Origin of the sequence: Afipia massiliensis, assembly GCF_001006325.2 — a bacterium.
Classification (GTDB): Bacteria; Pseudomonadota; Alphaproteobacteria; order Rhizobiales; family Xanthobacteraceae; genus Afipia; species Afipia massiliensis_A.
Genome location: NZ_LBIA02000001.1, coordinates 2,896,942 through 2,909,584 on the forward strand (window position 1 = coordinate 2,896,942; position 12,643 = coordinate 2,909,584).

The 12,643-nt window shown below is 61.1% G+C and carries 11 protein-coding genes; 9 read left to right on the forward strand and 2 right to left on the reverse strand.

Translation table 11 applies throughout. The features are described 5' to 3' along the window. Nucleotides 1–5: 5 nt before the first annotated feature. The 7 genes from YH63_RS13805 to YH63_RS13835 all read left to right on the forward strand — a co-directional run bounded on the left by YH63_RS13805 (nt 6) and on the right by YH63_RS13835 (nt 9,697). Complete coding sequence (locus YH63_RS13805; RefSeq protein ID WP_046829513.1) at nt 6–1,025, forward strand: NAD-dependent epimerase; 1,020 nt, start codon at nt 6–8, stop codon at nt 1,023–1,025. 17 nt (nt 1,026–1,042) lie between these two features. Next, nucleotides 1,043–2,455 carry a mannose-1-phosphate guanylyltransferase/mannose-6-phosphate isomerase gene (locus YH63_RS13810; RefSeq protein WP_046827104.1) on the forward strand — a complete coding sequence of 471 codons (1,413 nt, stop codon included), beginning with the start codon at nt 1,043–1,045 and terminating at the stop codon, nt 2,453–2,455. Between the two features lie 204 nt (nt 2,456–2,659). Further along, the gene (locus YH63_RS13815) at nt 2,660–3,673 is read left to right on the forward strand and encodes a Gfo/Idh/MocA family protein (RefSeq protein WP_046827103.1); all 1,014 of its coding nucleotides are present in this window, start codon (nt 2,660–2,662) and stop codon (nt 3,671–3,673) included. A gap of 40 nt (nt 3,674–3,713) precedes the next feature. Beyond that, nucleotides 3,714–4,859 (forward strand): DegT/DnrJ/EryC1/StrS family aminotransferase, encoded by a 1,146-nt coding sequence (locus tag YH63_RS13820; protein WP_046829512.1) that lies wholly within the window; start codon nt 3,714–3,716, stop codon nt 4,857–4,859. A 205-nt stretch (nt 4,860–5,064) separates the two neighbouring features. Beyond that, complete coding sequence (murJ, locus tag YH63_RS13825; protein WP_046827102.1) at nt 5,065–6,591, forward strand: murein biosynthesis integral membrane protein MurJ; 1,527 nt, start codon at nt 5,065–5,067, stop codon at nt 6,589–6,591. A 230-nt stretch (nt 6,592–6,821) separates the two neighbouring features. Next, nucleotides 6,822–9,131, forward strand: a complete 2,310-nt coding sequence (locus tag YH63_RS13830) for a xanthine dehydrogenase family protein molybdopterin-binding subunit (protein ID WP_046827101.1) — start codon at nt 6,822–6,824, stop codon at nt 9,129–9,131. 116 nt (nt 9,132–9,247) lie between these two features. Beyond that, nucleotides 9,248–9,697 (forward strand): c-type cytochrome, encoded by a 450-nt coding sequence (locus YH63_RS13835; protein ID WP_046827100.1) that lies wholly within the window; start codon nt 9,248–9,250, stop codon nt 9,695–9,697. Between the two features lie 72 nt (nt 9,698–9,769). Here the strand turns inward: YH63_RS13835 and YH63_RS13840 are convergent, their stop codons facing one another. Beyond that, nucleotides 9,770–10,198 (reverse strand): CHRD domain-containing protein, encoded by a 429-nt coding sequence (locus YH63_RS13840; protein ID WP_046827099.1) that lies wholly within the window; start codon nt 10,196–10,198, stop codon nt 9,770–9,772. Between the two features lie 99 nt (nt 10,199–10,297). Between YH63_RS13840 and YH63_RS13845 the strand changes: the two genes are divergently transcribed. Beyond that, nucleotides 10,298–11,215: a cytochrome c gene (locus tag YH63_RS13845; RefSeq protein ID WP_046827098.1), complete on the forward strand. Its 918-nt coding sequence runs from the start codon at nt 10,298–10,300 to the stop codon at nt 11,213–11,215. A gap of 129 nt (nt 11,216–11,344) precedes the next feature. Further along, complete coding sequence (locus YH63_RS13850; RefSeq protein WP_046827097.1) at nt 11,345–12,322, forward strand: DMT family transporter; 978 nt, start codon at nt 11,345–11,347, stop codon at nt 12,320–12,322. 16 nt (nt 12,323–12,338) lie between these two features. Here YH63_RS13850 and YH63_RS13855 read toward each other — a convergent pair whose 3' ends face one another. Then, the gene (locus tag YH63_RS13855) at nt 12,339–12,581 is read right to left on the reverse strand and encodes an Lrp/AsnC ligand binding domain-containing protein (RefSeq protein WP_046827096.1); all 243 of its coding nucleotides are present in this window, start codon (nt 12,579–12,581) and stop codon (nt 12,339–12,341) included. Nucleotides 12,582–12,643 lie beyond the last annotated feature (62 nt).

Genomic DNA, 12,643 nt, shown 5'->3' on the forward strand with positions numbered 1-12,643 from the left:
AACGCATGTCTGAGAAGACGATACTGGTTACTGGTGCGGCGGGCTTTATCGGCCTTCACCTTTCGCAGAAACTTCTCCAAGCGGGTTATAAGGTCGTCGGGCTCGACAACATCAATAGTTATTATGACCCGAAGCTGAAGGAAGCGCGCCTTGACGTGCTGAAGAACGATCCCTCGTTCAGCTTCGTCAAGCTCGACCTTGTTGACCGGAGCGGCGTGGCGGAATTGTTCAGCGCGAAACGCTTTCCGGTGGTCATTCATCTCGCGGCGCAGGCGGGCGTGCGGTACTCGATCGAGAATCCGCATGCTTACGTGGACGCAAATCTTGAGGGCTTCATCAACATCCTCGAGGGTTGCCGCCATAACGAATGCCGGCATCTGCTGTATGCATCATCGTCGTCGGTCTATGGCGCCAATACCAAGCTGCCATTCTCCGTGCATGACAGTGTCGATCATCCGGTCAGTCTCTATGCGGCCTCGAAGAAGGCCAACGAGTTGATGGCGCACGCCTATAGTCATCTCTATCGTATTCCGTCGACCGGCCTGCGCTTCTTTACGGTATACGGGCCGTGGGGCCGGCCGGACATGGCGATGTTCCTGTTTGCCAAGGCGATCCTCGAAGGCAAGCCGATCAAGCTGTTCAATCACGGCGATATGCGTCGCGACTTCACTTACGTTGACGATGTGACGGAGGCGATCGTGCGGCTGATCGATCACGCGCCGGTCGGGCAGGCCAAGGCACCGGACGCAACCCCTGATCCTGGGACGAGCGCGGCTCCCTGGCGGGTTTTCAACGTCGGCAACAACCACCCCGAGGAATTGTCCAAGGTCGTCGAGATTCTCGAGAAAGAATTTGGGCGCAAGGCAGCGAAGGAAATGCTGCCGATGCAGCCCGGAGACGTGCCAGCCACGTATGCGGACGTCGACGATTTGATGCGCGAGGTTGGATTCCGTCCCTCGACAACCATTGAAGATGGTATTGCGCGGTTCGCGGCGTGGTATCGCGAGTATCATCAGCTTTCCTGAAATCATTTCGAGGACGCATGAGCGAGCGCATTATTCCATTGATCATGTGCGGCGGGGCAGGGACCCGCCTGTGGCCTGCCTCACGCGAGGGGCGTCCAAAGCAGTTTCTGCGGTTGTTCGGTTCGCATTCGACGTTTCAGGACACGATGCTCCGCGTCAGCGATGCGAGCCTGTTTGTACGGCCGGTCGTCATCACCAATGCAGCCTATCGCTTCATGGTGCTGGAACAGTTGAATGAGATCGGTCTCGAGGCTGACATTCTTCTCGAACCGGCCCGGCGCGATTCCGGTCCGGCAATCGCCACGGGTGCGGCCTTTGCGCTGACCCGTGATCCAGATGCCGTTGTACTGGCGCTGGCTGCCGACCATGTCGTGCGTGACCCGGCGGCTTTTGTCGAGGCGTGCCGGAAAGCGTTGAGCGTCGCCAATGCCGGCCGCATTGTTACGTTCGGCGTTCTTCCAGAGCGGCCTGCGACGGAATACGGCTACATCCGGCCTGGCGACGTTGTCTCCGGCGATGTGCGGAAGGTTGCGAAGTTCGTCGAGAAGCCAGATCCCGCGACCGCCGCTGGGTACGTTGCCGACGGTTACCTGTGGAACTGCGGGAATTTCATGTTTCGCGCGCAGATGCTGCTCGATGAATATCGCAGCGTCGATGCTGACAGCGTGAGCGCGCTGGTCGAAGCCGTCGATAGCGCTGGCCGCGATCTCGGCTTCGTAACGCTTCCACTGGAATCGTTCGGCAAAGCCACTCCGATTTCCATCGATTACGCCGTGATGGAGAAAACCGCGCAAGCCGCCGTGATCCCCGTATCCTGTGGATGGTCCGACGTCGGCTCCTGGCATGCGGTGTGGGAGCTGTCGGATAAGGACGAGCACGGCAACGTTTCGCAGGGTCTCACCGTGTTCGAGGACTCGCGCAACTGCAACGTCTCCACCGACAAGGCGCTGGTCGCGCTGGAAGGTGTCGACGATCTGGTGGTCGTCGCGACACAGGATGCCATTCTGGTGTCACGGCAGAACGATCCGAACGGTCTGAAGCGGCTGGTCGGGAAGTTGAGGACCATTGCTCCGCAGGTAACCGAAGATCACATCAAGGTTCACCGGCCGTGGGGATCGTATCAGTCGCTCGATACTGGCGAGCGCCATCAGGTGAAGCGAATTATCGTGAAGGCTGGCGGGAGGCTTTCGCTGCAGAAGCATCATCACCGGTCCGAACACTGGATTGTGGTGCGAGGAACTGCGCTGGTTACCGTGAACGACATGCAGAAGATGGTTCACGAAAACGAGTCCATCTACATTCCGATCGGTGCGATTCATCGCATGGAAAACCCTGGCAAGATTCCGCTGGAACTGATCGAGGTCCAGACAGGCAGCTATCTGGGCGAGGACGACATCATCCGCATCGAGGATGACTATCAGCGGTCATAACGCGAAGTCATCCGCGGAAAGTCTAGAAAGATTCCAGCTTTTCAACGGGTTATACCGGGGCCCGATGTAATTCTTTGAATCAAAACGTGTAAGAGAATGGGGCAGCGCCGTTCGCCACATATGTGACGGCATGCTAGGAAGTTGCATGCAGGCGCGGCGAGCGACTCGCGCCGGGAAATTCAGAGAATTCAGGAATCTCAGAAGATGAGTTCGACCGTGTCGACAAAAAGTACTGCGAGCAACGATCGTCCGCTGCGCGTTGGCGTCGTGGGCGCGGGAGTCATGGGGACCAATCATGCCCGCGTGCTGGCCGGTCTGCCGGGCGTTGAACTCGTGGGCATTGTCGATCCGCTTCCGGCGCATCGCACGCGTGCGGTAGAGATTGTCGGCTGTCCGACCTTCGAGACTCTTGAAGAGATGCTCGATGCCGGCCCCGATGCGGTGACCATCGCCGCGCCGACGCACCTTCATCGCGACGTTGCGCTTGCCTGCATCGCACGAAAGATTCACGTTCTCGTCGAAAAGCCCATTGCGACATCGGTCGAGGAGGGCAACGAGATTGTCAACGCCGCGCGTAACGCGGGCGTGACGCTGATGGTTGGCCATGTCGAGCGTTTCAATCCGGCCGTGGCTGCGATCAAGCAGGCGATCAAGGATGAGGAAATCCTCTCGATCGCCATTACCCGCGTCGGTCCGTTTCCGCCGCGCATGTCGAATGTCGGCGTGGTGATCGATCTTGCCGTTCACGATATCGATCTGATCCGCTGGTTCACCGAATCCGACATTGTCGACGTGCAGCCGCAGCTTGCGAGCGCCGTGGCCGAGCGCGAGGACATTGCGCTGCTTCAGTTCCGTACCGCCTCCGGCGTGCTTGCGCATATCAACACCAACTGGCTGACGCCGTTCAAGGCCCGCAGCGTCACCGTGGCGACGCGCGGCAAGTATGTTCAGGGTGACCTGCTGACACGGCAGGTGACCGAGTGCTTCGGTTTCCAGCGCGACGGCAGCTACTCGATGCGGCATCTGTCGGTAGGGCACGACGAACCCTTGCGCGCAGAACTGGTCGCTTTTCTCGACGCAGTACGGACCGGCAACGCGCCTGCCGTGACTGGTGACGAAGGCGTCGCGAGCCTCGAAATCGCGATCAAGTGTCTCGATGTTCCGACGGGTTCCATAGCCGCGCCGCTGCGCAAGGGACCGCGCGCCGTCGCAAGCTGACGGCAAACCTGCTTCTTTCGAAATGGATCCGGCACGCATCATGAACCAGCATTTGCGATCAGAACCCGTGGCTTTCATCGACATCGGCGCGCAGCGCCGGCGCCTCGGCACCAAGATCGATGACGCCGTCGCGCGCGTGCTGACGCACTGCCAGTTCATCAATGGTCCCGAGGTCACCCAGCTTGAGGCCGATCTGGCTGCATACTGCGGCGCCAAGCACGTCGTTGCATGCGCCAGCGGCACCGACGCGCTGTTGATGGTGCTGATGGCGCAGGGTGTCGGCCCCGGCGACGCGGTGATCTGCCCATCATTCACATTCTGCGCCACGGGCGAAGTGGCCGCGCTGGCTGGCGCGACGCCGGTATTCGTCGATGTCGACGAGGCGACGTTCAACATCAATATCGCATCGCTCAAGGCCGGTATCGCCACCGCAAGGAAACTTGGCCTCAAGCCGAAGGCGATCGTTCCGGTCGATCTGTTCGGTCAGAGCGCGGACCACGACGCCGTTGCCGAGGTCGCCACGAGCGAGGGGCTGTTTGTGTTGGACGACGCCGCTCAGTCGTTCGGTGCAACGTACAAGGGCCGCCGGCTCGGCACATTCGGCCTTGCGACGGCGACCAGTTTCTTTCCCGCCAAGCCGCTCGGCTGCTTTGGAGACGGCGGCGCAATTTTCACCGACGATGCCGCGCTCGCGGAACGGCTGCGCAGCATTCGCGTCCACGGGCAGGGCACCGAGAAATACGATAACGTTCGTCTCGGCCTGACGGCGCGGCTGGACACCATGCAGGCCGCCATCCTGATCGAGAAGCTGAAGATTTTCGACGACGAGATCGAGGCGCGCAACAAGGTCGCGAGCCGTTATTTCGATGCGCTGCATAACATCGTGACCGCGCCGCGCGTTGCCGATGGCAATACGTCGGTCTGGGCGCAGTATACCATTCGACTGCCCCGCGGCGGCCGTGACGCCTTCGCGGAGGCCCTCAAGGCTCAGGGCATTCCGACCGCGATTTATTATCCGAAGTCCATGCACCAGCAGACGGCCTATAAGCATTACCCGACGGTCGAGGGCGGGCTGCCGGTCAGCGAGAAGCTGTCGGAGGACGTCATCAGTCTGCCGATGCATGCCTATCTCGACCAGGCGGCTCAGGATCGCGTCATCAAGGCTGTGCGCGACGCTCTTTCCTGATCGTTTGCTCATGATCGCCAATTCCGTCATGCCCGGGCATATCCGTTCGTAGAACGGCGTCGCTTCCGCTCGCCTATGTCCCGGGTATCCACGTCTTGGCGGCAACCTTAAAAAGACGTGGATGGCCGGAATAAATCCGGCCATGACGGCGCGGGTTGATGCTTCGCTGGTTCGCGATCGGTGCGCCATGCGGTAGGACTATTGGATGCTCGGACGCATTTTCACCGTCGGCGGCTATACCCTTCTCTCGCGGGTCACCGGATTCGCGCGCGACATCATGCTTGCGGCGATCCTTGGCGCGGGGCCGATTGCGGACGCGTTCTTCGTCGCGCTGCGGCTACCCAATCATTTCCGTGCGATTTTCGCGGAGGGCGCATTCTCCGCCGCGTTCGTACCGGCTTATACGCATCTCCATAACCGCGATGCATTGGCTGCGAGATTGTTCGCGGATCGCATCTTCACGCTGCTGCTGAGTGTGCAGGCGGGGCTGCTGGTGGTCGCATGGCTGTTCATGCCGCAGGTCATTGCGCTGCTCGCGCCGGGATTTACCAGCGATCCCGCGCGTGCGGAACTGGCAATATCCCTGACGCGCATCACGTTTCCCTACCTGCTGCTCATCACGCTGGTGACGCTCTACGGCGGAATGCTCAATGCGATGCATCGCTTCGCGAGCCCGGCCGCCGCGCCGATATTCCTGAACCTGTCGATGATGCTGACGCTGGCGCTAGCGGCATTTTTCCCGAACGCGGGATATGCTGCAGCATGGGGCGTGCTGCTGGCTGGTTTTCTGGAGTTCTTTCTGGTCGCGGGCGATGCTGGCCGCACCGGCATCCTTCCGAAATTCACCTCGTTCAAGCTCGACGAAGATGTGCGCGGCTTCTTTCGCGCCTTGGGTCCCGCGACACTGGGCTCGATGGGCACACAGGTCGCGCTGTTTGCGGATACCATCATCGCAACATTCCTGGCCGCCGGCGCGCTCTCGGCGCTCTACTACGCCGACCGGCTCAACCAGTTGCCGATCGGTGTGATCGGAATTGCCATCGGCACGGTGCTGTTGCCGGAGATGTCGCGGCGGATCACGGCCGGCGACCATGAAGGCGCGCTCGCGTCGCAGCGGCGGGCCTTTGATTTCACCTTGCTGTTCTCGATCCCTTTCGTTGCCGCATTCCTCACGGTGCCTGACGTCATCATGCGCGCGATGTTTGCGCGTGGCGCATTCTCCAAGGCGGATGCCGCAGCGGCTGGCGCCACGCTTGCTGCCTATGCTGTCGGGCTCATTCCGTTCGTCCTGATTCGGAGCGCCGTTGCGACGTTCTATGCCCGCAAGGACACCGCCACGCCGGTCAAGGCTGCGCTCACAGGCGTCGCGGTCAATGTCGCTCTGAAGATCGCATTGGTCGGATCGCTGGCACAGATCGGGCTGGCGCTGGCCACCGCGGTCGGTGCGTGGGTCAATCTGCTGCTCGTTGTCCTGTTCGCGGTACGCCGCAAGTTTCTCGTATTCGACCGCGCGTTCCTGATGGCGCTGGTGAAGTTCGCTGCAGCGGGTGCGGTGCTGGCTGCCGCGCTGTGGCTCACAGCCCGCTGGGCGGAGTCCGGGCTGGCCGCCATGACCTCCTTACGCGATGAAACTGCTCTCGGAATTTTGATCGTGGTGGGCGCCGCCGTTTACGGAAGCTGCATACTTTTGCTATTCGGACGGCGCTGGCTGACGGGGCTGGTACGCCCCTAGTGTGGTGGTTCGCAAGCCCGCATCATTTCTACGGCGCGTCCCTTTGCGGGCTTGCGAACCAAAACCACACTAGAATTCATAGTTTCTAGTGTCCTTTTGAATCCGAAGTTCGCTCCGGAAGGTGTTGCAAAATGAAGCGAACTTCGGATTCAGGACACTAGCGCATTTGCGCTTCCAGCCATTCCGCTGCATGATGGACGTTAGAAACGTTCCAGATTGCAGTTGGAGAGATCATGGCTCCTGTCAAATTCGGTGTCGGTCAAAGCGTTCTTCGCAAGGAGGACGACGCGCTCATCCGTGGCAAGGGCCGCTACACCGACGACTACACACCGGCAGCAGCGATGCATGCCCTTGTGCTGCGGTCGCCGCACGCGCACGCGAAATTCAAGCTCGATGTGTCGCAGGCCCGCGGATTGCCGGGCGTCGCTGCGATTCTCACAGCCGACGACGTCAAGGACCTCGGCAGTCTTCCCTGTCTTTTCAATCTGCCTGACGAACCCTTTACCGGCCCTCCGTATCCGATCCTTGCGCGCGATGTCGTGCGGCACGTTGGCGACGCGGTTGCGTTCGTCGTGGCGGACACCGTCGAACAGGCCCGGGACGCGATCGAGGCGATCCAGGTCGAATGGACCGCGCTGCCCGCGGCTATCGGTCTGGTCAATGCAGTGAAAAAGGATGCGCCGCAGGTCTGGCCGGACCACGCCGGCAATGTCCTGTTCGACACGTCGCTGGGCGACAAGAAGACAACAGAAGCCGCCTTCGCGAAGGCGCATGCGGTGGCGGAGATCACCATCGTCAATCCGCGCATTATCACCAACTACATGGAAACCCGCGCGGTGGTCTGCGAGTACGACGCCAAGCGCGATCATCTGACGCTGACAATCGGCAGTCAGGGCAGCCATCGGCTGCGCGATATTCTCTGCCAGAACGTTCTCAACATTCCCGTCGAGAAGATGCGGGTGATCTGCCCGGACGTCGGCGGCGGCTTCGGCACCAAGCTTTTCCCGTATCGCGAATACGCGCTGGCTGCGGTTGCCGCGCGCAAACTGAAAAAGACGGTGAAATGGACCGCCGAGCGCGCCGATCATTTTGTCGGCGATGCGCAGGGCCGCGACAACGTCACCACCGCGCGGATGGCGCTGGCCGAGGACGGAAAATTCCTCGCCATGGATGTCGATCTGATGGGCGACATGGGCGCCTATCTCTCGACCTTCGGTCCGTACATTCCGCATGGCGGCGCGGGAATGCTGCCGGGCCTCTATGACGTTCAGGCGTTCTATTGCCGCGTCCGCACGGTGTTCACCAACACGGTGCCGGTGGATGCCTATCGCGGCGCGGGGCGACCTGAAGCGGCCTACGTCGTCGAACGTCTTGTCGATGCCGCCGCGCGCAAGCTCGGCATGACGCCGGACGCGATCCGCCGCAAGAATTTCATTCCGCCCAAGGCAATGCCGTACACAACGGCTACCGGGAAGATTTATGATTCCGGCGACTTCGCTGCGCATATGAAGCGCGCAATGGACATTGCCGACTGGAAGGAATTTCCCAGGCGCGCCAAGGCCGCCAAGAAGCAAGGACTGGTGCGCGGCATCGGTCTCGGCACCTATGTCGAGGTCTGCGGCACGATGGGCGAAGAAACCGCGCAGGTGAAGCTCGATCTCGATGGCGGCATCACGATTCTGATCGGCACCCAGTCAAGCGGGCAGGGGCATCAGACCGCCTACGCGCAGATCGTTGCAGAGCAGTTCGGCATTGCTCCGGAACGCGTTCACATCCTGCAGGGTGATACTGATCAGATCGCCACCGGTCTCGGTACGGGCGGCTCTAGCTCGATCCCGTCCGGCGGCGTCAGTGTGGAGCGGGCGACGCGCACACTTGGCGCGAACTTGAAAGACATCGCCGCCGACGTGCTGGAAACAGGCGCGGGGGATCTTGAGTTCAGCGACGGAGCCATCCGCGTCGCCGGGACCGATCGCACCGTCTCGTTCGCGGATATTGCGAAACGCGCCGGGGCGGATCCGTCGAAGCTGAGTGCGAGCAGCACGTTCAGCAGCGCCGACGGTACCTATCCGAACGGCACGCATATCGCCGAGGTCGAAATCGATCCATCAACCGGTGTGATCCATGTCGTGAACTACGTCATCGTCGACGATTTCGGCGTGACGCTGAATCCGTTGCTGCTGGCCGGACAGGTTCATGGTGGCACCATGCAGGGCATCGGTCAGGCACTGATGGAGCAGGCGGTCTATGATTCCACCGACGGTCAGCTCGTGACCGGCACGTTCATGGACTATGCGCTGCCGCGCGCCGCGGACGGCCCGTCGATCAAGTTCGAGACCCACAATGTGCCGTGCAAGACCAATCCGCTCGGCGTCAAGGGCGCAGGCGAGGCGGGGGCAATCGGTTCATGCCCTGCGGTGATGAACGCGATCATCGAAGGCTTGTCGCGTGAGTACGGGATCGACCACATCGACATGCCGGCGACTGCGGAACGAGTCTGGATGGCGATCGAGCGAAACCGTCGCGAGCACCGATTGTAAAAAATTCCCGGCGCACGAAAAAATTGTTGGGCTTGTCAGGCTGCAACGGGAGTGTTCGATTCCATCAAACTTTCGAATGAAGGCGTTATTTTCAAACTCAAGGAAGGAAATACCGAATGAGGCGTTCTGTTCTCGTGGCCGCTGCGATACTGCTCGGTGCGACCGCTGTCGTTGCTCAGCAGGCAGAGATCGAGCAAAGCCATGCGCTGATGAAAGCGAACGGCAAGAATCTGGGCGGCGTTCTCAGTCCGATGGCGAGAGGCGACAAGCCCTACGATCAGGCGGCTATCAATACAGCGCTGACGCAGCTTGATGAGACGGCCAAGAAACTTCCGTCGCTCTATCCCGCAAGCGTCAAGGCTGTGAAGCAAACCAGCGAGTACACTCCGTCCCCCAAGATCTGGGACGACAGGCCTGGATTTGACGCGGCGATCGCAGCCTTCAGCAAGGCCGTCACCGAAGCCAAGGGCAAGATCAAGGATGTGGACAGCCTGAAGGCGACGCTCCCGACGATCGGCAAGTCATGCTCGGGCTGTCACGAGACATTCCGCGTGAAGAACAGCTGATCTGAGGTCACGCAGGACAGTTTGAGGGCGGGTGCCAGTGGCGCCCGCCTTTTTTATGCTCGATGTGATCCGTTACTTCGTGACCTGTCCGCGAATTTCGCCACCCGGATGCGCCGCGGTGTGGATGTTGATGTAGTACTTCCCGGCCAGCAGATCGGCGGCCTGCGCATCGGTCAGGGTCGCGCTGCCTTCGGCACCGCTGGCAGCGTCCTTAAGCGGGACAGCGACCGGGCCGTTCTTGCCGGCTTCGGCGGGGCCGTGGAAATGCGCCATGGTGGCCGGTCCCGTGAGGCCGGAATAGGTAACCTTCCAGGTCAGCATCTTGGTCGCAGTATCGAAGTTAACATCGGCCGTACCCTTGCCGGGGCTGGTGACGGCGGGCACTTGGGCCGCGCTGGTCAAATCCACTTTCATGGTCATCTTTTCGGCGAATGCCGGTCCGCCAAGTGCGACGCACGCGCCTGCGGCAGCGGCTATGATCGCAAATCTTTTGCTGTTCATCGTTTTCTCCCGTAGTTTTCGGACTGCCAATACGAATTGAACACTGGCCGCGGCCGTTTAGTTCCTGACCATTTCCGGTTACTTCCATTGGGGGCGCTTATGTTTCGGAAGCTTTTCCTGCTGGCGGTTCTTGCCCTGATCGCCGGCCTGGGAGTTTTCTGGTTCGTCACCATTCCGGCTGTGGTGTCCGCTCAGGCCTTGACGGCTTACTCGCCAAATGTCGCCAACGGTCAGACGGTGTTCAACGCTGGCGGATGCGCATCGTGCCACGCTGTGGTGGGTGAGCCCCGCACTATGCTCGGCGGTGGACTGGCCCTTCCGTCGCCGTTCGGCACCTTCCATGTCCCGAACATTTCGCCGCACAAGCAAAACGGCATCGGTGGCTGGACCGAGGCGAATTTTGTCACCGCCATGAAGTACGGCACCTCGCCGGCCGGGACGCATTACTTTCCGTCGTTTCCCTACGGCTCCTACCGGCTCGCGACCGACAACGATATCCGCGACCTGTTTGCCTACATCAAGACCTTGCCGCCGCTGTCCGGCCGTCCACGTCCTCACGACGTGAACTTTCCGTTCAACATCCGCCGCCTCGTCGGCGGATGGAAATTCTTATTTCTGGACAACAAGCCGTTCACCCCGGACCCCAAGCAATCCGCGGCGTGGAATCGCGGCGCTTATCTGGTCAACGGCCTCGGCCATTGCGCCGAATGTCACAGCCCCCGCAATTTTCTCGGTGGCATCGTGTCGTCGCAGCGCTTTGCCGGCGGGCCGAATCCTGAAGGCGAGGGCTGGGTTCCGAACATCACCCAGAAGGGGCTCAAGGATTGGACGGAAAAGGAAATCGCCTGGTTCCTCAAGACCGGCGAACTGCCCGATGGCGACACCGCCGGGGGCTCGATGGTGCGGGTCATCAAGAACACCTCGGAATTGAACGACGAGGATCGTGCAGCGATGGCCGCCTACCTCAAGTCCTTGCCCGCCGTGGATGGCCCGGTGCGGCCGAAAAAGAAGACCTGAGCGCCGGGTTGTTCCAGCCGGGAGCGGCCTGCATGGCCGGTCAACAAGCCATGTTGAGAGCGGGGTTTTCCGGGTTGCCGCCGCGTGCTTTGTCGGGCCGCAATTGCCGCAGGATTAGCGCTTTTCTCCATGAATATCGTCAAAGCCGTTTCGTTCAAGGTCGCCAGCACGCTGATGTTCGCCGTCATGGGTGCGCAGGTGCGCTATCTGGGCGGAGCCTATCCGGAAGGGCAGGTGGCGTTCTTCCGCTCGATGTTCGCGCTAATCCCGATCCTGATCGTGTTCGGCTGGCGCGGACAGCTCAAGGGCGCCCTGCGGACGCAGCGCCCATCGGACCACCTGCTGCGCGGCGTGTTCAGCGTCGTCGGCACGTTCTGCACATTCGCGGCGCTTGCCCGGATTCCGATCGCTGACTTCACCGCAATCGCGTTTGCGTCTCCGCTCATTACCGTGATTTTCGCCGCGCTGTTTCTGAAGGAAAAGGTTCACGCCTATCGCTGGTCCGCGGTCGCCTTCGGCTTTTGTGGTGTCATCCTGATGCTGACGCCCTATGCGCGCGACCACGCCGCGCTCACCGCATCGATGGCGATCGGCCTGCTGTTCGCCCTGACCAATGCCTTCACGGCGGGCGGCGCATCGATCCAGATCCGGCGGCTGACGGCGACCGAGACCACCTCATCCATCGTCATCTTCATGACACTGCTGGTCTTGCTGGTCTCCCTGCTGACCTTGCCGTTCGGATGGCGCATGCCCTCCACATGGCAGGATGTAGCTATCCTCGCCGGGATCGGCATTGCCGGTGGCCTCGGACAGATTTTCTTCACCGACAGCTATCGGTACGCGCCGGCCTCGTTCCTGGCGCCGTTCGATTACACCGCCATGCTGTGGGCGTTCATGCTTGGCTACTGGTTCTTCGGTGAGGTGCCGACGCTCTACGTTGTCGTTGGCGCGGTCGTTGTCGCCAGCGCCGGAATTTTCGTGATCCTGCGTGAGCGCTATCTCGGCCTGAAGCGGCTGCGCGATACGCCGGTCGCGGCTATCGCCACCATCGCCGACGGCGAGGAAGATCCCGACGCGCCGGTGTCGGGAACGGCCAAGGCGGCGTGATAGCGGGCAAGCCGCTTTACGCCCCGAACGCCTTGAACGTGATGATGGTGTAGGTGTCCTGGATGCCGGGAATGACCTGGACCTTCTCGTTCACGAAATGGCCAATGTCGGTGGCGCTGTCGACGTAGAACTTGACCAGCAGATCGTAGTCGCCCGCCGTCGAGTAGATTTCCGAGGCGATTTCGGCCTCGGCGATCGCATTGGCGACCGCATAGGACTGGCCCAGCTTGCATTTGATCTGGACAAAGAAGGGGACCATCGCTGTTTCTCCGACAGGGTTATCTCTCTTGAGGCGCAATAGAGCCAAATCCGGCCACGGTG